Annotated in this window: 14 protein-coding genes; 5 read left to right on the forward strand and 9 right to left on the reverse strand. The window is 52.4% G+C overall.

The genetic code is table 11. The annotated features are described in order from the left end of the window. The first annotated feature begins 72 nt into the window (after positions 1-72). A complete protein-coding gene (locus tag IVG45_RS19640; RefSeq protein ID WP_196435449.1) occupies positions 73-846 on the forward strand; it encodes an MBL fold metallo-hydrolase in 774 nt (257 codons plus the stop codon). Beyond that, positions 843-3,032: a putative bifunctional diguanylate cyclase/phosphodiesterase gene (locus IVG45_RS19645; RefSeq protein ID WP_196435450.1), complete on the forward strand. Its 2,190-nt coding sequence runs from the start codon at positions 843-845 to the stop codon at positions 3,030-3,032. Before IVG45_RS19640 ends, IVG45_RS19645 begins: the two co-directional genes overlap by 4 nt. Positions 3,033-3,053: 21 nt before the next feature. On the opposite strand, the gene IVG45_RS19650 is transcribed toward IVG45_RS19645, so the two are convergent. Further along, a complete protein-coding gene (locus tag IVG45_RS19650; RefSeq protein ID WP_196435451.1) occupies positions 3,054-5,270 on the reverse strand; it encodes a primosomal protein N' in 2,217 nt (738 codons plus the stop codon). A gap of 327 nt (positions 5,271-5,597) precedes the next feature. Then, the gene (locus IVG45_RS19655) at positions 5,598-6,104 is read right to left on the reverse strand and encodes a disulfide bond formation protein B (protein WP_196435452.1); all 507 of its coding nucleotides are present in this window, start codon (positions 6,102-6,104) and stop codon (positions 5,598-5,600) included. 330 nt (positions 6,105-6,434) lie between these two features. On the opposite strand from IVG45_RS19655, the gene IVG45_RS19660 reads away from it, so the two are divergent. Further along, a complete protein-coding gene (locus IVG45_RS19660; RefSeq protein WP_196435453.1) occupies positions 6,435-7,655 on the forward strand; it encodes a potassium/proton antiporter in 1,221 nt (406 codons plus the stop codon). Positions 7,656-7,688: 33 nt separating this feature from the next. Here IVG45_RS19660 and IVG45_RS19665 read toward each other — a convergent pair whose 3' ends face one another. The 7 genes from IVG45_RS19665 to secA form a co-directional block, all read right to left on the reverse strand. After that, positions 7,689-8,393 carry a potassium channel family protein gene (locus tag IVG45_RS19665; RefSeq protein WP_196435454.1) on the reverse strand — a complete coding sequence of 235 codons (705 nt, stop codon included), beginning with the start codon at positions 8,391-8,393 and terminating at the stop codon, positions 7,689-7,691. After that, positions 8,390-9,994, reverse strand: a complete 1,605-nt coding sequence (locus tag IVG45_RS19670; protein ID WP_196435455.1) for a potassium channel protein — start codon at positions 9,992-9,994, stop codon at positions 8,390-8,392. Before IVG45_RS19670 ends, IVG45_RS19665 begins: the two co-directional genes overlap by 4 nt. Before the next feature lie 5 nt (positions 9,995-9,999). Further along, complete coding sequence (locus IVG45_RS19675) at positions 10,000-10,713, reverse strand: SDR family oxidoreductase (RefSeq protein WP_196435456.1); 714 nt, start codon at positions 10,711-10,713, stop codon at positions 10,000-10,002. After that, the gene (locus tag IVG45_RS19680) at positions 10,701-11,693 is read right to left on the reverse strand and encodes an SPL family radical SAM protein (RefSeq protein ID WP_196435457.1); all 993 of its coding nucleotides are present in this window, start codon (positions 11,691-11,693) and stop codon (positions 10,701-10,703) included. The genes IVG45_RS19675 and IVG45_RS19680 overlap by 13 nt, the downstream gene beginning before the upstream one ends. A 170-nt stretch (positions 11,694-11,863) precedes the next feature. Beyond that, entirely contained in the window at positions 11,864-12,334 is a 471-nt protein-coding gene (trmL, locus tag IVG45_RS19685; RefSeq protein ID WP_196435458.1) for a tRNA (uridine(34)/cytosine(34)/5-carboxymethylaminomethyluridine(34)-2'-O)-methyltransferase TrmL, read from the reverse strand. A gap of 3 nt (positions 12,335-12,337) precedes the next feature. Next, positions 12,338-14,842, reverse strand: a complete 2,505-nt coding sequence (locus IVG45_RS19690) for a glycogen/starch/alpha-glucan phosphorylase (RefSeq protein WP_196435459.1) — start codon at positions 14,840-14,842, stop codon at positions 12,338-12,340. Between the two features lie 239 nt (positions 14,843-15,081). Then, the gene (secA, locus tag IVG45_RS19695) at positions 15,082-17,817 is read right to left on the reverse strand and encodes a preprotein translocase subunit SecA (protein WP_196435460.1); all 2,736 of its coding nucleotides are present in this window, start codon (positions 17,815-17,817) and stop codon (positions 15,082-15,084) included. A 567-nt stretch (positions 17,818-18,384) separates the two neighbouring features. Here secA and IVG45_RS19700 point away from each other — a divergent pair. Together IVG45_RS19700 and IVG45_RS19705 are read left to right on the forward strand one after the other, a co-directional pair. Further along, on the forward strand, positions 18,385-19,860 hold the full coding sequence (locus tag IVG45_RS19700) for a hypothetical protein (protein WP_196435461.1): 1,476 nt from the start codon (positions 18,385-18,387) through the stop codon (positions 19,858-19,860). A 299-nt stretch (positions 19,861-20,159) separates the two neighbouring features. Beyond that, positions 20,160-20,636: a copper resistance protein NlpE gene (locus IVG45_RS19705; RefSeq protein ID WP_196435462.1), complete on the forward strand. Its 477-nt coding sequence runs from the start codon at positions 20,160-20,162 to the stop codon at positions 20,634-20,636. Positions 20,637-20,682: the final 46 nt, after the last annotated feature.

The following is a 20,682-nucleotide window of genomic DNA, read 5'->3' on the forward strand; positions in this document are numbered from 1 at the left end:
CTTTTTGCGGGGTTAACGATGCCGAAATCCGCCAATTGATAGCGTGGTATATAACTCACTAGGACTTTAGCAATGCGTAACATTTGTTTATTTGAAGCGGAAAACCACAGCTTTATCCTGCTCAACGAAAGTGAACCCGGAGAGGAAGATGGCGTCCGTTCCAACCAGTTTCTGGTGATGCACGGTAAGAATGGCGTACTGCTCGATCCGGGCGGATTTGGCGTCATGCCGCGGGTTCTGGCCGAAATGTTACGCTATACCGGACCGGAAAATATCCGCGCCATTATGCTTTCTCACCAGGATCCCGATATCGTTGGCGGACTTTCCACCTGGCTGGAGCTCTGCGTTGCCAAGGTGTATGTGTCGAGTATCTGGATGCGCTTTTTGCCCCATTACGGTTTAAAGGACATGAGCCGTTTTGTGGGAGTCCCGGACCAGGGCCAAGTCTGTGAAATTGCGCCCGACTTTCATCTTAGATTGATACCGGCGCATTTCCTGCATTCCGAGGGACAAATCAACGTCTATGATCCGGTTTCTAAAATCTTGTTTAGCGGCGACATTGGCGCCGCCATGCTGCCCTTGGATAACAACGATGCCTTCGTGGACGATTTTGCCAGCCATATCCCTTATATCCGGGGCTTTCACCAGCGTTACATGGGCTCCAACAAAGCCATCCGTTGCTGGCTGGAAACCATAGCCGAGCTCGATATTGAAATGATTGCGCCTCAACATGGCCCGATTTATCGGGGGCAGGCGGTTCCGGATTTTCTGAACTGGCTTAAGGATTTGCCTTGCGGCATCGATTTGATGCAAAGCGGAGGACGTTTTTCCGAGGATTGTGCATGAGCCAGTCCGCAACCAACCATCTGGAAATATTGCGGTTGCAAGTCATTAACCGCCTGGCCGATCTGCTGGAAGGACAGACCCGCACTCAGTTTTATGCGACCAGCCTTTCCGAACTTATCCTGTCCGTTCACCATGAAATCACAGGTACCTTGAACCAGGCTCTTGGCAGTGGAAATCAGGATGTTCTCAACGAAGCGATGCAATATGCCGCTACTACCTGCACACGCCTGGACGATACGCTCAGCCTGTTGTTCAGCGAACGTTCCCGGCAGTGGCAGCAAGGCGGAGAACACCTGCGTGCGCTGATGAGCGAAATTAATGGCACGATCGCCAGTCTTTCAACCACGCTGATCGAAAAGGACTTGCTGGAGCGGCAAAGCCGTGTTCTGGAACGCATCATTCTTTCCCACGAACGCGTGGCGCAATGGAAAGAATTCGTGCAGGAAATCCTATTGGATTTCCATGCGATATTTCCTTTCAATTTTTTCTTCATCGCCTTCGCCGAGGAACACGGCTTATCGGTATATCTCTACTATATTGGCACTTATTCGGAAGAAGTTCGCCGGCAAGCCAGCGAGATGTTAAGCCGCCGAATGCTGATCGATTTGGGGCTGCCGGCCAATACGCCATTGGATATTGAAGAATTCATCATTCCCAATGCGGCAACCGTTAGCTCTGTCGACGATATTCATCTACTTACCGTATCGGTACCGGAACACGCTCCCAAGTTGGCCGGCTTGCTTGGCGTCGCTTATGCGTCGAATGCAACCTTGTTGCCTCAAGAACAAAGCGTGATCAGTTCTATCCTGGCGGTGATGGTCATGGTGGTAGGCTCCAGCAAGATCTTGTCGCGAACCTTGGCGGAGCTGGAATATTACTCGATGCACGATCCGTTGACCGGTCTGTACAATCGCCGCCATTTCAATGCCATGCTCGAATATGAGGTCGGCCGCTCGGAGCGGCATAATCACTCCTTTTCCTTGCTGTTGCTCGATCTGGACGACTTTAAGGACGTTAACGACTCTTACGGCCATCCTACCGGTGATCAGGCGCTGGTCGCCGTTGCCGAAGTGTTGCGGGCGCATTTGCGCAAGGGCGATTTGCCGACCCGTATCGGCGGCGACGAATTTGCGGTTATTCTGGTGGAAACCGACCAGCAAGGCGCCTTGAAAGTGGCCGATACCATGGGCCGAAACCTTAGAGAATTGACCTTGAATTCGGAAAACGGCAAGTCCTTTCATCTTACCGTATCGATTGGGGTCATTACCTATCCGCAGGACGGAGAAAGCATCAGCGACCTGTTAACGGGCGTCGATGTGGCGATGTACCGCGCCAAGGAGCTTGGCAAGGATGGTTTTTCCACCATCGATACGCTCAAGGATAGAATTCAGATCAACCGCAACACCCGCGATCAGGCGGAACATTTAAGAGTAGCCTTGCAGGAGCAACGTATCGTTCCCTACTTTCAGTCGATTATCGACTGTAAAAGCGGCGATGTTTTTGCTTTTGAAACCGTCGCCCGTCTGAAGGAACTGGATGGGCAGACCATTTCCGCGGCCACGTTTATCGAAACCATCGAAAAATACGGCTTGAGCCGCGACCTCGATCAGGCCATCATCAACAAAGCCTTCGCCACTAAACGCGAGAACATGCTGAATGCCGATAACCCGGAAGTAAAATTGTTTATCAATTTGTCCGCTCAGGAAATACAAGGCCGAGGCATACTGGGCTATGCCGAAGAACTATGCAATAAACTGGCTATTCCAGCGCATTGTATCGTTTTCGAAATTCTCGAACGCGACGCGATCAGCGACATGACCAATATGCGCCGCTTCCTGACCAATCTGCGTAGAAAAGGCTTTGCTTTCGCGCTGGACGATTTCGGCAGCGGTTACAATTCCTTTCATTACCTGCGCGAACTGCGTTTCGAATACGTCAAGATCGACGGGGCTTTCGTGCGCAACATCCTGAACTCCAGCGTCGATTATGCGTTGGTGCGGAATTTGTCCAATTTGTGTCAGGACATCGGCATCCGTACCGTAGCCGAATTCGTCGAAAACCAAGAAATTTTCGACGCCTTATGCGACATGGGCATCGACTATGCGCAGGGCTATCATATCGGCATGCCATTACCCGAAATGTGCTATGCAACAGCGAAAAACTTGGCTGTTCGTTCCAAGCGTTAATCGGTTAAAGAGTGCTGCTTCCTAATACAAATCCGCCGGATCCACATCTAGCGACCAGCGGATATTCCGGGCCTGTTTCAGTTTGACTAGCTTGGGTAGCAGGCTGTCTAGCAAATGATGCAGTTCTTTACGCTGCGGGCTTTGCAGTAATAATTGAAATCTAAATTGGCCGGCGCGGCGCGCCATTGGAGCGGAAACAGGACCCAACACCTGGATGCGGTCGTGGTTGAGTTTCTGAATCAGCAGGCAGACAGCTTGCAGAAACTCCTGCGGTGCCTGGGCATCGGTGGCATGCACCCGAAACAGGGCCTGATGGCTATAAGGCGGCAAGCCGGCTTGTTTGCGCTCGTGTAGCGCAATATCGGCAAAAGCCTGATAACCTTTTTCTATCAGCGTGGTCAGCATCGGGTGTTGCGGTTGGCGGGTTTGTAATACCACGCGGCCGCGTTTGTCGGCTCGTCCGGCGCGGCCGGCTACTTGCACGATCATTTGCGCCAGCTTTTCGGCGGCGTGGAAATCCACACTGAACAAGCCGCTGTCGATATCCAGTATCGCAACCAGCGTCACATCGGGAAAATGGTGGCCCTTGGCCAGCATTTGCGTACCCAGAATGATGTCGGCCTGGCCGCTGTTGATCTGCTCCAGATAAGTTTCCAAGGAACCCTTGCGTTGGGTGGTATCCCGATCCAAGCGGATAATGTGTTGGCCCGGAAACAACTCGGTCAAGGTTTGTTCGATACGCTCGGTGCCTAAGCCCAACGGTTGCAATTCGCCGGTTTTGCAAGCCGGACAGTGTTTGGGCAAGGCTTGTTCGCTGCCGCAATGGTGACAGCGCAGACGGCGCTCGCCGGCATGAATCACCATGTTGGCATCGCAGCGGCCGCAACGCGAAACCCAGCCGCAGCCGTGGCAAATTTGCACCGGGGCAAAGCCGCGCCGATTCAAAAACAGCAACACCTGATGGCCTTGGGCCAGGGTAGTTTGGATCAACCTAACCAAGGGCTCCGACAAACCGGACTGCAGCGGTTTGTTACGAATATCCAAAATTTGGAACAACGGTTCGACCGCATTGCCGGCCCTAGCCGAAAGCGGTAATAATTGATAGCGGCGGCGGGCGACATTGAACAGGCTTTCCAGCGAGGGTGTGGCCGAGCCCAGCAGCACCGGAATATTCAACATTTTGGCGCGGGCAATCGCCACGTCGCGGGCCGAGAAACGAAAGCCTTCCTGTTGCTTGAACGAGGTGTCGTGCTCCTCGTCGAGAATGATCAAGCCGGGCTGTTGCAAGGGCGTAAACAAGGCCGAACGGGTGCCAAGCATGATGGCGGCGTTGCCCTGTTGCATATTCAGCCAGGCGCTCAGGCGCTGGTTGTCATTTAGTTTGGAATGAAAGCAGACGATAGCCACGCTGAAACGTTGGCGAAAGTGTTGCTCCAGTTGCGGGGTCAGGGTGATTTCCGGCAGCAATACCAGCACCTGCAGCCCGCGGCGCAGGGCTTCGGCGATGATCTGCATATACACTTCGGTTTTGCCGCTACCGGTTACGCCTTGCAGCAAGGACACCGAAAATCGGCCCAAGCCGGACACGACCGAATCTATCGCATACTGTTGCTCCGTATTGGCGAGCAGTGCCGCGCGGATACCGGTTGCATCGGCTGGTGTGTTCCGCCGAGTTTGTTCCCGCAACCAGCCTTTTTCCAGCAAAGCCTTCAGCGCGGCCTTATGTTCGGACAGCTCGCATAGGGGAATCGGATCGGGCCGGTTGTGAAACAGCTCCAGCAAGGCCTGTTGTTTTGGCGCGCGCTTGAGCTGTTCCAGTCCTGTTTGACGTCCTTGAATGGTCAGGGTATAGCACATTTCACGTTGCAATACGGCCGGCTTGCCTTGCCGTAACGCAACCGGAAATGCGGTGGCGATGACTTCACCCAACGGATGGTGGTAATAGCGGCTGGCCCATTGCAGCAATCGCAAATCCCCGGCCGACAGCAGCGGCTCGGAATCCAGAATTCGCTCGGCCCGTTTCAATCGCTTAGGGTCGACACTGCTGGCGCCGGTGTCGGCAATCCCCATAACAATCCCGGTTTTGGTGCTTTTGCCGAACGGTACCGTAACGCGCATGCCCGGTTTAATGGTCTGCGGGTCATGCTGCTCGGGAGGCCAATAATCGAACAAGCGATCTAATGGCACGGGGATGGCAATTTGCAGAATCTGCTTCGATGAGTCATTGCAGTTAGCCATATATGGTGATGTTTTGTCGATGTTACGGTCCTAAGTGATTACGGTCGTTGAGGAATCCGAGTTACCCACAAAACCTGTGGATAACTTTGTGGATTAAGTTAGGGTAAGTGCGCTTAGTGCCGGTTTTTATTACGGATTTGTTAAATTGGATAGATTTGAGTCAGGTATATTTTTTTATAAAAATCAATGGCTTGTGCATATAATTAGACTCTGTTGGATACTGGTCCGTAGGACGCGCATTTATGATTGTCTAACTCCATGTTTTGTGCATAACTCTTGCTGTAACACGTCGACTCGATACCTTTGTCGCGGTCAATCATGGCAATTTTAATCGCGGTTTTCGGCCAGAGGTTTAAGCCAAAACGGCGCCAGACTAAAGCCTGCTAATAATAAAAAAGCGATCAGAGTCCAGGCCGGAATTGCCAGGCCCAGGAAAACTCCATCGATCTGCGCGCATTCCCCGGTGCCGCTCAGCATCAGTTTGATGGTGTCGGCCAACGGAAAATGCTGAAACACATATTCCAGGCCGGGGCTGCATTCCGGTACTTGATCGGGCGGCAAATGCTGTAACCAGACATGGCGGGTGGAAATCCCGGCACCTATCAGGGCCGAGACAGTAGCGGCCACGGCATAAATTTTATGGCCCCGGTTATGAATTGCCGCGATCAGAAATACCAAGCCGGTGGCCAGAATCGCCAAGCGCTGGGAGATGCACAACGGGCAAGGTTCCAGTTCCATCTCAAATTGCATATACGCGCCTATTGCCAGTAACAGACAGCAACCGGCAAAGCCGACCAAAAACCAAATACGCGGACTCAATATCATTAAATTCATCTTCAGTATCGTTAGTAAAAGCTTGAGGATTCCAAAATCAGCAAAATATTGCCATTGGGGTAGTATGGTAACAATTTAACCAAGGGCATATAAAATGTGCCGTAAGTCTTTCCGGTCGTTTATTAAACAACTCAGGTGATTTATGACAATAACTATACCCAATCCAAGCAATTTGCCGTTGACTGAGCGGAGTCGAAGTCACCCATTCGCTTCGACTACTTTGGCTTTGCTCAGCACAAGTCCGCTCAGTGAACGACAATTTGGTATCGATAATGGGTACAAATTTTGTCAAAAATCACCTCATGAATGCCATTACCCGGATAACTATCCATGCCACCCATCGAATTAGTCAGCTTGGCGGGTGCCATCCTGCTGTTGATCAGCATATTTTCCAGCAAATTGGCCACTAAAGTCGGCATACCCTCGTTGTTGTTTTTTCTGTTGACCGGCTGGATGATAGGCGAATTCGGCGGACCTGAACTCCGCAGCCCGGAAATCGCGAAATTTATCGGCGATTTCGCGCTGATTTTTATTTTGTTTACCGGCGGATTGGATTCGCATTGGCCCAATATCCGTCCGGTTTTGTGGCAGGGATTATGCCTTTCCACTTTCGGCGTTTTCATCACCATGTTGCTGTTAGGCAGTTTTGCCTGGTTTGTGCTGGGTTCGTTTAGTAGCTTTTCGTTGGGCGTGCATGGTATCACTTTTACCCAAGGCCTACTGTTGGCGGCGATTGTATCCTCCACCGACGCCGCCGCCGTGTTTTCGGTTTTGCGTTCCAGCCAAATCGTCTTGAAAGGCAATTTGCAACCACTGCTGGAGCTGGAGTCGAGTAGTAACGACCCGATGGCGGTGTTGTTGACGGTTACTTTACTCAATTATTCGACAGGAGCCGATGCTTCGTTTCTGCAAGGCGGCATGTTCCTGGTGCTACAGTTGGTGTTGGGTGTCGGCATTGGTTATGGCGCGGGGCGTTTCATGGTCTGGTTGCTGAATCGCCTGGGTTTGAATTCTCCCGGTCTTTACGCCATTGCTTCCATAGCATTGGTATTGCTGACTTATAGCGTAACCACCTTGTCGCACGGCAATGGATTTTTAGCGGTTTATGTCGCCGGTATCGTCGCTGGAAACCGGGAAGTTGTTCATCAGAATTATATTTGCGCTTTTCACGACAGCTTCGCCTGGCTGATGCAAATTATCATGTTTCTAACCTTGGGCATGCTATCGGTGCCTTATCGGGCCGAGTTGTCGTCGCTGGCCAGCGTCGCGGTCGTGATCAGTCTGTTCCTGATGTTTGTCGCGCGTCCCGTCAGCGTATTTATCAGCCTGTTCTGGGCCAGGCTAGGTTTTAAGGAAAAGCTGCTGGTATCCTGGGTGGGTCTGCGCGGGTCGGTACCGATCGTGCTGGCTACTTTTCCGTTGGCGGCCGGTATCAAGGAAGGTGGCGAAATTTTTGTGTTGATCAGTTTCATTGTGGTGATGTCGGTGTTGATTCAGGGTTTTTCATTGGCGGCCTTCGCGCGTTGGTTGGGTCTGGCGCGGAAAAAATAGGGATCGTCAGGGGAGAGGTGTGCCGCGCGCGAGTTAAATCTTACAAAATTGATTCTCCACGTCTTTTTTGAAGGCCCTAATTTCCCGAGATGGGCCTAAAATCACCAGAATATCGCCGACGCTCAGCCGGCGATCGATTTCTTCGACCACGAAATGCAATTCATCGCTGAGATGTTTATTGACGATGCCGATCAGAATCAGGTTGTATTGCGCACTTAATTCCAATTGACTGACATGGGTGTTCTCCAGATAGCTGTTTTCCGGAATCGCAACCTCGGCCAGATGTAGGTCGTGCCGGCCGAACACGGTATGATCAAAAATATCGTTGATGTCCGGCCTTTTCAGCATGTCGTGTATCTTGCGGCCACAGATTTCGTAAGGGTCGATGATCTTGTTGGCGCCGGCCGCCAACAGCTTTTCGGCCGATTCCGGGCTGTCGACGATGGCGATGATATTCAGTTTTTTGTCCAGAGCCCGCGCCGACAGGGTCAGAAACACGTTTTCGGAGTCGGTATCGAAAAAGCAGAACAGCGTATCGACATGGGCGCCGATGCCGACCTGCCTTAAATCGTCGTCGCTGCGGAAATCGATATTGGCGGTCTCGAAACCGTTCTCGCGCGCCAGAGCGGCCTTGGCCGGATCGTGATCGATCACGGTGATTTGATAGAGCGCTTTATCCAGCCGGCTGATAGCCTCGAACGACAGCCGGTTGTAACCGAATACGGCAATATTTTTCATGCGGGCTTCCTGCTGAATAGACGGCGTTGCTCCACTTGGTCGCGAAAATGATCGATGCCGTACTTGCGTCCCAGCAACACCAGCAAGTCGCCATGGCGCAGGATGAAGCGCGCTTCCGGATTGAAATAAAAGTGCTGTTGTTTGACCTGATATTTATTCTTGTGCTTCAGATGTATCGGATTGTCGCTGATCACGCCGAGTAAAGTCAGCTTGCGCTGCTGTAAATCCAGTTGGCCGATTTGTTGGTTATCCAGCGCCGATTTTTCGCTGACCAATACCGATTCCATCACAATATCGGTCCGATTATGCAGGATGCCGGAAATTGCCTCGAACGCCACCGGTTGGCCGACGAATTCCGCCGCCAGCAAACCGGCAATCTCGAACGGCCTGATCACATTATCCGCGCCGGCCTGATACAGCTTGTTGACGTTATCGTGCCGGTTGGCGCGGGAAATGATCCGCAGGTTTTTATTCAGATGGCGGCTGGTCAAGGTAATGTAGACATTGATCACGTCGTCGCCGGTGATACAAAGAATGGCGTTCGCCCCCCGGCAAATGCCGGCATTCATTAATACTTCGTTGTGGCTGGCATCGCTTTCAATTGCCAGATAACCGCGTTTTTTGGCCAGCGCGATTCTTTGCGGGATTTTATCTATCACCACGAACTGTTGCCGTTCGTCGTGCAAATGGCGGGCGATTTCCTGACCAACCCTGCCGAAACCGCAAATGATGATGAAATTGTCGTAGCGCTCAAGTTCGGCATAGACCCTACTTTCGTGTACCGACAGCATTTTTTCGCTGAACGCGGCGATCAGGATGGAGGTAAAAAACGACAACACGCCCAAACTAGCCAATATCAGAAAAATCGTCACCCAGCGGCCGCCGGTGGTTTGCGGGGTGATGTCGCCGAAACCGACCGTGGCCAGCGTGACGATGGTCCAGTAAAAAGCGTCAAACAGGTTCTTGATGCCGCTGCCGACGGCTTGGTATTCGAACATGTAAATCGACACGCTGGCGATGAATACCAGAAAACAGGTGAATATCAGCAGCGTGATTAGTTCAAAGCGTTTGCCGGCCAGCGCATCGGCAAATAATTTGGCGCTATCGGAATAGCGGAATAGTTTGAACAGCCGGAAAATGATGAAGATGCGCAATATATCCAGTGGCCGATAGCTGGGCAAAATAGCCAGGATGTCGATAATCGCGAACGGCGACGAGATATATTCCAGATCCCTGATTATCGCCTTCCTGAAAACGCCGGCCAGATTGAAGTCCAGATTCAGATACAGGGCTTTCTCGTATTCCTCGATGATGACTTTATAGGTGTCCGAATAAATCCAGCCCCTGACGAAATATTCGACGATGAACACCAGCAGAATGGCCAGTTCGAAATAGCCGCCCATCTTGCTGTCGGCGTGTTCGATGTCGTAAATCAGAAAAATGACGCTCAAGATCAACAGGCAGATCATCGTGGCGTCGAAATATTTCTTTTTGCGGCTATGGCTGTTTTCCAGCAGGTCGTAAAAAAACAGCTTGGCTGTCCGATACCAGTCGGCCGATTTTAGGTAATACGAGCAATAAACGATCAGTTTGGCGAGCATCAGGGTTATTTCTTAAATTCGATCACTTTGTTGGGCGGGCTCAGATTGATTTCGTCGATCGCGCAATGGTTGCCGGCTTGCAGGATGTAGACGACGGCGTCGGCAACATCGCCGGCCAGCAGGGCTTGGCCGGACTGTTTGCCGGGCGCGAACGCCAAAGTCTCGAAAAACGCGGTATCGACCATGCCCGGATTGACTAGCGACACCCGCACCGGACTCTTGCCGCATTCGTCGCGCAAGGCCTGGCTGAAGCCGCGCAATGCAAACTTGCTGGCGCAATAAATACTACCGTTGCGGCTGCCTTTCAAGGCCGCTTCCGAACCGATATAAACCAGATTGGCGTGCGACTTTTGCTTTAATTTTGGCAATAGCGCCCGCGTCAAATAGGCTTGGGCGGTGAAATTGACCGTCATCAAGGCTTCGATTTGCTGATAGGAAAACTGTTCCAGTCCGCCGAATTGGCCGTAACCGGCGGCGAACACCACGGCATCCAGTTCCGGAAAATCCTGTTGAATTTGTTTGGCAACCGTTGGAATGTCCGGCAACTTGGCCAGATCCAGTTCGACACAGCTAAACGCCGGATGAGGCCGGCTAAAGCGCCGGCAGTCCCTGGATATGCCGATTACGCCATGACCTTGAATCAGCAAGCGCCGGGCAATGGCCCGGCCGATGCCGGAACTGGCTCCGGTCACCAGCACCGTACGCTTTACAGGACGCATGGGAAAAACTTGGTCCGCGGGATGTATTCGAGCAGCATCGCCGTGCAGTCGGCCATCATCGCCCCCTCCAGGTCCGCACGGTAAGACACCATGCCGGACGCGGTTTGCAGCGGGCTGGCAAACAGTTTTTCGTCGGGATACAGCTTGTGGATTTTTTTGAAATATTGCTCCGGCAGGCGAAACACGCCCAAGCTGGCCGAATGCAAGGTTTCGGCATTGATAACGGCAAACACCTGCTCGAATAAGTCCCGATATTGCCGGCGATAATCATGCTGATAAATCAATGGGTCGAAACGCAAGCCGATTTGCCAACCTTGCTGCTGTAACTTGGCTGCGGCTTCGATACGTTTGGCGACACTCGGCGCCCTGGCTTCCACTTTGTCGGCCACCGTCTCCGGCGACAGGCTAAAGGCCACGATACAACGCGGGACCACGGCGCGATTCAACAGGCTTCTGATCTGGGTGCTCTTGGTGCGCAACTCTAGCCAGGCATTCGGCAGTTCGGCAAACAGCGGTAAAAAAGCCTGGGCGAAGCCGGTTACCGGTTCGAACGCCAGGCTATCGCAATCGTAGCCGGAGAAAAAATACACCTCGCTGTCCGGCGTTTCCCGGCAAGTTTCCCGGATTTGTTGCTGAAAATCCTCGTAATTCACGAACAACACGTAATTGGCCGACTGGTACATGCCTTGCAAAAAACAATAGCGGCAATCGTACAGGCAGTTGAGCATGTGCGAGAAATAGTAATTACGTTCACCGCCTATGCCGTAGCCGGCCGGTGCCGGTAACACGAATTTTTGGTGCTTCCGCGCTAATATCAACGCCGGGTGCTGTTTTTGCAGGCGGAAATTCTGCGCCTTGGGATTGAACACCTCGCCGTAACGTTCGCAGGCTATCACTCGCGCGTCCGGAAAGCGGGCGCGTACCGCCTCGGCATGCGGATGCGCGGCAACGGCGTTTTCGATGTAAAGGGAGGTTATCACTCTGAAGACGGCGGATAAAAAAGCATTGAGGGCATTATAAGTGACCAACCGTTATTCAGCATTGGTGGAAGGCGAAGATGCATGGATAAAGGGCGGATGCGCGGTTTATGTCTCTGGCCTTATACACAACAAACCATCATCATGTTCGAACGTTCAGGCTCGATTGTGTGCTAGCGGCAGTGTGCTCCGGGAAAGCCCAGTTGCTTCCAGGCTTCGTACAGTACGATGGATACCGTGTTGGACAGGTTCAGGCTGCGGCTTTCCTGGCGCATCGGCAAATACAGCTTCAATTCAGCAGGATGTTGGTTCAGAAACTCCGCCGGCAATCCGCGCGATTCCGGGCCGAATAATAGGGCGTCTCCGGTCTGAAACTTAATCTTGCTGTAGTTCTGGCTGCCCTTGGTGGTCAGCGCGAACAAGTGTTTGGGTTTGGCCCGCTCGACATAATCGGTTAACGAGGCATATTGCCTGACGCTGACCCACTCATGGTAATCCAGTCCCGCCCGGCGCAGGCGCTTGTCGTCCAGTTCGAAACCGAGCGGCTGAATTAGATGCAGATGTGCGCCGGTATTGGCGCACAAGCGGATGATATTGCCCGTGTTTGCCGGTATCTCGGGTTCGAACAGGACAATATCCAGCATCGATTATTTGCTGTTCACGTCGATGGGCGACAGTTTCCAGATCTCGCGATTGTAATCGGCAATCGTGCGATCGGTGGAAAACTTGCCGCTGGCCGCCGTATTGATGATGCTCATTTTGGTCCAGTATTCCTGGTCGCGCCAAGCTTGATCGACTCTTCGCTGCGCATCGACATAGCTGCGGAAATCGGCGATAGTCATCCATGGATCGTGCGGACTTTTGATCGATCCGATCACGTCATCGAAAATACCCGGCTCGAACTGGTTAAAATGACCGCATTCCAACAAACGCATCACGCCCTGCAAATCGGGATCCTGGTCGATGTAGGTTTGCGGGTTGTAATAAGGGCGCAAGGCTTCGACTTCCGCTTCGGTCAGGCCGAATAAAAAGAAATTTTCCTCGCCCACTTCCTCGCGAATCTCGATATTGGCGCCATCCAAGGTGCCGATGGTCAACGAGCCGTTCATCATGAATTTCATGTTGCCGGTGCCCGATGCTTCCTTGCCGGCGGTCGAGATTTGCTCGGACAGATCCGCTCCCGGACAGATTTTTTCCATCGCCGACACCCGGTAATTGGGTAGGAAAACCAGCTTAAGCTTGTCGCCGACCTCGGGATCGTTGTTAATCACGCTGGCCACGTTATTGATCAGTTTGATGATTTTTTTCGCCATTACATAACCCGGCGCGGCCTTGCCGCCGATCAGCACGCAGCGGTCTACCCAGTTCTGGGTGTCGCCACGCTTGAGCCGGTCATAAAGGTGAATCACGTGCAGCACATTCAGAATCTGCCGCTTGTATTCGTGTATCCGTTTGACTTGCACGTCGAACAACGCTTCCACATTGATTTCGATATCCAGCTCGGCCTTTTTGAAATCGACCAGACGCTGTTTGCTGGCTTGATTCAAATCCCGCCATTTTTTTCTGAATGCGGCATTTTCCGCATAAGGCTTGAGCTTGGCTAATTGCGACAAATCGGTAATCCAGCCATCGCCTATGGTTTCGGTAATAAACTCGGCCAATTCCGGATTACAGCCCGCCAGCCAACGCCGGGGGGTGACGCCATTGGTTTTGTTATTGAACTTATGCGGCCACAATTCGTAGAAATCCTTGAACAGGCCTTCCTTCAGCAGTTTGGAATGCAATTCGGCCACGCCGTTTACCGAAAAGCTGCCGACGATGGCTAGAAACGCCATCCGTACTTGCTTGACATGACCTTCTTCGATCAGCGACATTCTGGCCATGCGTTCGCCGTCGCCCGGCCAACGGGCGGAGACTTCGGCCATGAAATGGGCGTTGATGTCGAAAATAATTTCCATCAGCCGCGGCAACAAGTGCTGCATCAGATTAACCGACCATTTTTCCAGCGCTTCAGGCAGCAGGGTGTGGTTGGTGTAGGCCATGGTTTCGCAGGTGATTTTCCAAGCTTCGTTCCACTGCAAGCCATGAATATCCATCAGTAGTCGCATCAATTCGGCGACGGCGATACTGGGATGGGTATCGTTCAATTGAAAGCAGTTTTTCTCGGCAAACTTGGAAAAATTGCGGCCATGGCGGCCGATCCAGTTGGCGAGCACGTCCTGCAAACTGGCCGAAGCCAGCAGATATTGCTGTTGCAGGCGCAAGGCCTTGCCGTTTTCGTTGGCGTCGTTGGGATACAACACCATCGTGATATTTTCCGCGGTATTTTTTTGCGCCACCGCTTCGGCATAATCGCCGGCATTGAATTCTTGCAGATTGAATTCCTCGGTGGCGATGGCTTTCCATAAACGTAGAGTATTGACCGTGCCGTTCCGGTAACCCGGTACCGGCGTGTCGTAGGGCATCGCCAATACGTCATGGGTATCGGTCCAGCTGGTTCGTTTGTGTCCGTTTTCGTCGATATGGGATTGAGTTCTGCCGCCGAATTTGACCCGGGTCATGTACTCCGGACGTTCGATTTCCCAGATGTTGCCGTTGCGTAGCCAATGATCGGGCTTTTCGACTTGTTCGCCATTGACGATTTCCTGGGCGAACATGCCGTATTCATAACGCAAACCGTAGCCGGTGACCGGCAGTTGCAGCGTGGCGCAGCTATCGACGAAACAGGCCGCCAGCCTACCCAGGCCACCGTTGCCCAAACCGGCGTCGGGCTCGCTCTCCATCAGTTCCTCGGCTTCCAAGCCCATATCGTATAAGGCTTTATTGACTTCGTCGTCTATCCCGAGATTCAACATGGCATTGCTCAATGAGCGGCCCATCAAAAACTCCATCGACAAGTAGAAGGCTTTCTTGCAATCTTCGTCGCGATAGACGTTATAGGTTTTTTTCCAGCGTTCGACCAGGCGATCGCTGATCGCCAGCGACAAGGCTTCGTAGGCATAATGCGGAGAACGGCAGTTCTCGTCACGACCCAGGCGATGGCTGTAGTAGTGCTTGAAATCGGCGGTGATATGTTTCTTTTCCATTCCCAGCTTGGGAAGCTTGGTGATGTCGGATTTCGGGCTGCTTTTGCTAAAGACTTTATGTGGCATCGTTTTACCCTTCAGGTAGTGGATAAATGAGTTTTGAAACCAACTGGCGCGCCACGCCGGTTCGAATAACCCGCGCGTCTATATCACCCGCGAAACCGGCCGGGATTCATGGCGATTATGTGAAAAATTATACCCGTCACCCATCGCAAGATACCGCCACCGGCGCGGAGCCTGATACCAGGCTCCGCGCCGGTGGCGGCGAATTTCCAGTGTTGGGTAAGTGTATTTCCAAAAAAGGCTTAACTCAATTTGCCATGGCAATGTTTGTATTTTTTACCCGATCCGCATGGGCAGGCATCATTCCGGCCAACCTTATGGCCGTTTCTGATAAAGGGTTGCTCGCCGGCGATAGGTTCGGCGGCGGCTTCTTCCTGCTCCTGTTCAAACGCCGAATGGGCCTCGGCATGTTCGTAATGCATTTCCATCGGCGCTTGCCGTTGCTCGTCTATCGCTTGCACATCCTCTTCGCGGGAGACTTGCACCTTGGCCAAAATGGTCACGACTTCCGATTTGAGGTGATCCAGCAGGCTGTTGAACATTTCAAACGCTTCGCGCTTGTATTCCTGCTTGGGGTCTTTCTGCGCATAACCGCGCAAATGGATGCCTTGGCGCAGTTGATCCATTGCCGCCAGATGTTCTTTCCAGCTATTGTCCAAGACTTGCAGCATCACCGATTTTTCGAAGTGTCTGATCACGTCGGTACCGATGCTGTCAGCCTTGGCCTTGCTGTCCTGCTCGGCTTTTTCCACGATTAATTTGCGTAATTTGGCTTCGTTCAAATTACGGTCTTGATCCAGCATTTCGGCAATCGGCAACTGCAGATTCAAGTCTTGTTGCAGATACAATTCCAGGCCGCGAATGTCCCACTGTTCTTCCATGGTTTTGGGTGGAATGAACTGGGTGATCGCATCGTTGATGATGTCGGCGCGTATTGCGGAAATGATGTCGCTGATGTCCTCGGCCGCCATCAGTTCGTTACGTTGCGCGTAAATGACTTTACGCTGATCGTTGGCGACGTCGTCGTAGGCCAAAATTTCCTTACGAATATCGAAGTTGCGGCCTTCCACCTTGCGCTGGGCGCTCTCGATGGAGCGCGTCACCCAAGGATGCTCAATGGCTTCGCCTTCTTCCATGCCCAGTTTTTGCATCAGGCCTGCCACCCGCTCGGAGGCGAAAATCCGCATCAGGTCGTCTTGCAAAGACAAATAAAATCGCGAGGAACCCGGGTCGCCCTGGCGGCCTGACCGGCCCCTGAGCTGGTTGTCGATCCGTCGCGACTCATGCCGCTCGGAGCCGATCACATGCAGACCACCGGCGGCGATGACTTGCTCGTGCCTATCCAGCCAAGCGCCACGCACTTGCTCTTTTTCGGCGTCGCTGGCTTCCTCGCCCAATGCGGCCAGTTCGGCGCTCAGATTGCCGCCCAGTACAATATCGGTACCGCGGCCGGCCATGTTGGTGGCGATGGTGACCGCGCCCGGCATGCCGGCGTTTTCGACGATATGCGCCTCGCGTTCGTGTTGTTTGGCATTCAGCACTTCATGCGGAATATTGTGCTGATTCAACAAGCCGGAAATCAGCTCGGATTTCTCGATCGAGGTGGTTCCCACCAACACCGGTTGTCCGCGCTTATGGCAATCCTTGATGTCCTCGATCACCGCATTGTATTTTTCCCGCGCCGACAGATAGACCAAGTCGCCCATGTCCTTGCGGATCATCGGCCGGTGGGTCGGGATCACCACTACTTCCAGGCCGTAGATTTTGTTCAGCTCGAAGGCTTCGGTATCGGCGGTGCCGGTCATGCCCGACAGTTTGGTATACAAGCGGAAATAATTCTGGAAGGTGATCGAGGCCAGGGTTTGGTTCTCGTTCTGAATAGTCACTCCTTCCTTGGCTTCTATCGCCTGATGCAGGCCTTCGGACCAGCGCCGGCCGGTCATCATCCGTCCGGTGAATTCGTCGACGATGATGATCTGATCGTTTCTGACCACATAATCGACATCTTTTTGAAACAGTACGTGTCCGCGCAATGAGGCGTTTAGATAGTGCATCAGACGGATATTGGCCGGATCGTACAGCGCCGTGCCTTCTTGGATCAAGCCTTGTTCGGCCAGCAGGTGCTCGACTCGCTCGTAGCCGGCCTCGGTTAAATGCACTTGGCGGGATTTTTCGTCGACGAAATAGTCGCCCGGCATTTGATCCTGCTTTTCCGGATCGTCGGCTTTTTCCTGTCTGGTTAAATAGGGAACGATCCGGTTGGTTTTTAGATAGATTTCGGTGCTGCCTTCGGCTTGTCCGGAAATGATCAGCGGCGTTCTGGCTTCGTCGATCAAAATCGAATCCACCTCGTCCACAATCGCAAAATGCAAGTCGCGTTGGACCTTTTGCTCCAGGCTGAACGCCATGTTGTCGCGTAAATAATCGAAACCGAATTCGTTGTTGGTGCCGTAGGTAATATCGGCGGCATAGGCGGTTTTGCGCTGATCGTGATCCAGATCGCTGACGATTACGCCGGTAGTCAACCCCAGGAAGCCGTAGAGCTTGCCCATGGTTTCGGCGTCGCGTCGGGCCAGGTAATCGTTGACGGTTACCACATGCACGCCGCGTCCCGGCAAGGCATTCAGGTAGGCGGCTAGCGTCGCCATCAGAGTTTTACCCTCGCCGGTTTTCATTTCGGCGATTTTGCCGCTATGCAAGACCATGCCGCCGATCAACTGCACATCGAAATGCCGCATGCCGAATACGCGGGTTGAGGCTTCACGCACCAGAGCAAAGGCTTCGGGTATCAGGTTGTCGAGTTTTTCGCCTTGAGCCAGCCGGTCGCGAAAGGCTTGTGTTTTGGCTTTTAAGGCCTCGTCGGACAGCTTTTCATATTCGGTGGCCAAGGCATTGACTTTTTTGACCAGCTTGCGTTTTTTCTTGATCAGCCTGTCGTTACGGCTACCAACTACCAATTTAACCAGCTTACCCAGCATGATACTTCCAGTGTGTGAGTGAATTCAAAGCGGAGGATTATAAACCCTATATTGCTCCTGTCGCTAGAAAACAACCCTTGCAATCAGGGGAATACGGTGTCTAAGCCTGCCGATAACGCGCTAGTTTTAGTCCTGAGCGGGCTTAGAGCCAAGTATGCAACAGTCCAACAGAGCTTCCATAATCGATTCATCCTCAAACGGTAAAATATTTCAGCAGTGGATTTTGGATAAAAATTTGGCCATCATTGCCTTATTTAATTGATCCGGGTTTTTGTTTGCCTAGCGTGGGTTTGCGGTTTGTTGACTATAATTGCCGGGAAATGGCTGATTCCGGTAAGCCGATTCGCCTAAAAGGGCAATGGATTGTCGATGTGATAACCGCTCTAATAATGGTCGGTATGTTTCACGCCGTGGAGTGGGGGGATAATGCCGCTAAAACATATTTGGCCCAATAACTTTGCCGGTCTACGGTCATGGCAAAATTTCCAGCCTTTGAACTTAAAGCGCGAGCATAAGAACCCAAATAGAAGCGGGAATCAATTTAACAACCTAATTTCAGAGAACATCATGACAATAACAAAAAAAAACTGGCTTTGTGTTATTCCGGTTCTATGTTGGACACCCGCGGTTTTTGCCGATTATAAAGATGATATTGGTTACACTGCTCTGGCCGAACAATTGGGTTTGAACATGCCGACCGGCGCCGGCGTCAATGTGACTCAGGTCGAGGCATCCACGGTTAAGGACGGCGAAAAGGGCTACCCGATTTATGCGCCGGATATCAACGATTCGCAGTTTGCCGGCAAAACCTTCAGTTTTCCGGGGGTAGCCAGTACATCCGCCTCAAGCCATGCCACCGGCGTCGCTTCGCTTTTTTACGGCAACAATGCGATGGCTTACGGCATCGACACTATCACCAGCTATGAAGCCAACGAATGGATCAAAAGTATCGTAAGCAGCGCGAGCGTTAATACCAGTAGGATAGCCAATCACAGTTGGGTCGGTAATGGCGCTACGACTACCGATACCGGCAATATTTTGCGGCTGGTCGATAGGCAAGTGCAGCACAATGAATATATTCAGGTGGTTGGCATGGCCAACAGCGTCAGTACTAATCCGCTGATCGGCAGCGCCTACAATGTGATTGCCGTCGGCAGGACCGACGGCGGACAAGACCGTGGTTCCGATGCTGTCGACGCCGTTTACTCAAATAATAGAACACGTCCGGATCTAGTTGCACCCCAGACTACCACCAGCTCCGCCACGCCTATTGTTTCGGCAGCTGCCGCAATATTGGTCGAAACCGGACATGCCGGCGGGGCTAGTCTTTCCAACGGCTCGGCCGACATCGGCGCTACGGTTTACAACGCCGAACGTTCGGAAACCATCAAGGCCGCGCTGATGGCGGGCGCCGACCGGGTGACAGACAACAGTTCCACTAGTGTCAATATCACCGATTACCGCGGCAGCGGCCATCAGACCGACAACGGCTTGGACGATCGATTCGGCGCCGGGCAGCTGAATATTTTGCATAGCTATCGAATCATCGCGGCCGGTGAGCAGGACAGTGCCGAAGACAATCTGGCCGACGCTGGACGGATAGGTTTGTATGGCTTTGATTACGATGCCAGCTTTGGCGGTGATGCGGGCAGTAATAAAACAGCCACCTATAAATTCGATGCGGAAACGGATTTGAGTTTGACCGCTTCCCTGGTATGGAATATCGGTATTTCGAACAATGCAAGTTTAACGACTACCTTGCACGATCTGAATTTGGAATTGTTCGACGTCACGGATGGAATCATGACGGCCTTCTCGCAAAGCGCTGTCGATAACACCGAAAACCTGTGGTTGACCCTGGCAATGGGGCATAGTTATCAATTATTGGTCAAGTCGGGCGAAGCCGGCAATTTTAGCTGGGATTACTCATTGGCCTGGCATATGAGCCCGATCGATACTGCCCTGGTTCCCTTGCCTGGTGCGTTTTATTTGTTTGTCAGCGCCATCGCCGGCCTCGGTTTCGCCGGCCGCCGCAAAGCCTGATCGAGAACAAGGGGGGCTGGTTAATTGACGAGCCGCCCGGGCCTAATCGCTACATGACCCTTGAAACGTCCGAAAACCAGCCTAAAGCTTGTGCAACCGGGTATTGGCGCCAACATAAAACAGCCGGCAACCGGCCAGCTATGCCACAATAAGCAGGTGGGATGAAGTGAGTCGGTTATCGGGCTAGTTGTTCGATGATCGAGGTTATTTAGGGTATGCAAGCGAAGCTCTCGAAATCAGGGGGTCGCGGTGTTCTCCCATCCTATTTTCCTTTATCGTCGTTTTGCCGAGGAGCAAATATGCGGACATTTAGACAACCCTTTAAACGAACTCTGACTGTTGTTCTGTTGCTGGCTTTTTTCTCGGTTTCCCCGGTGATGGCCGAAACAGCCGAGACCAAGGATAAGGATCATCATGCGCACAATAGCCTGGATTGGCCGGGTATTTACAATGGTCTTACCCCATGCGCCGATTGTGTGGGTGTTAAAACCACGCTGGCTTTAAACAAAAATAGTAGTTATGTTCTGATCACCCAGTACCTTGGCAAGTCGGAGAGGGAGTTTGTGGAAAAAGGCAAATTCACTTGGGGCGATAAAGCCAATACGATCGTTCTAACACCTCGCAAGGGCACCACTTCGCAGCAATATTTTGTCGGCGAAAACGTGCTGATTCAACTCGATAAAAATGGCAACCGTATCTCCGGCAAAGAGGCTGATCGCTTTATTCTGCGTAGAACCGATGTCACCGATAAGCCACCGTCACATGCGGGGCATTGAGCGGCTGACCGTGATGGGTGAGGCAAATAGCTAACCCCATCATGGT

It is taken from the genome of Methylomonas sp. LL1 (genome assembly GCF_015711015.1).
Lineage (GTDB): Bacteria > Pseudomonadota > Gammaproteobacteria > Methylococcales > Methylomonadaceae > Methylomonas.

Bases quoted from the DNA above. Each gene is read 5' to 3' on its own strand.
- IVG45_RS19650 (WP_196435451.1), bottom strand. From the start codon at position 5,270: ATGGCTAACTGCAATGACTCATCGAAGCAGATTCTGCAAATTGCCATC.
- IVG45_RS19655 (WP_196435452.1), bottom strand. From the start codon at position 6,104: ATGAATTTAATGATATTGAGTCCGCGTATTTGGTTTTTGGTCGGCTTT.
- IVG45_RS19705 (WP_196435462.1), top strand. From the start codon at position 20,160: ATGCGGACATTTAGACAACCCTTTAAACGAACTCTGACTGTTGTTCTG.
- secA (WP_196435460.1), bottom strand. From the start codon at position 17,817: ATGCTGGGTAAGCTGGTTAAATTGGTAGTTGGTAGCCGTAACGACAGG.
- trmL (WP_196435458.1), bottom strand. From the start codon at position 12,334: ATGCTGGATATTGTCCTGTTCGAACCCGAGATACCGGCAAACACGGGC.
- IVG45_RS19700 (WP_196435461.1), top strand. From the start codon at position 18,385: ATGACAATAACAAAAAAAAACTGGCTTTGTGTTATTCCGGTTCTATGT.
- IVG45_RS19665 (WP_196435454.1), bottom strand. From the start codon at position 8,393: ATGAAAAATATTGCCGTATTCGGTTACAACCGGCTGTCGTTCGAGGCT.
- IVG45_RS19640 (WP_196435449.1), top strand. From the start codon at position 73: ATGCGTAACATTTGTTTATTTGAAGCGGAAAACCACAGCTTTATCCTG.
- IVG45_RS19660 (WP_196435453.1), top strand. From the start codon at position 6,435: ATGCCACCCATCGAATTAGTCAGCTTGGCGGGTGCCATCCTGCTGTTG.
- IVG45_RS19690 (WP_196435459.1), bottom strand. From the start codon at position 14,842: ATGCCACATAAAGTCTTTAGCAAAAGCAGCCCGAAATCCGACATCACC.
- IVG45_RS19670 (WP_196435455.1), bottom strand. From the start codon at position 9,994: ATGCTCGCCAAACTGATCGTTTATTGCTCGTATTACCTAAAATCGGCC.
- IVG45_RS19675 (WP_196435456.1), bottom strand. From the start codon at position 10,713: ATGCGTCCTGTAAAGCGTACGGTGCTGGTGACCGGAGCCAGTTCCGGC.
- IVG45_RS19645 (WP_196435450.1), top strand. From the start codon at position 843: ATGAGCCAGTCCGCAACCAACCATCTGGAAATATTGCGGTTGCAAGTC.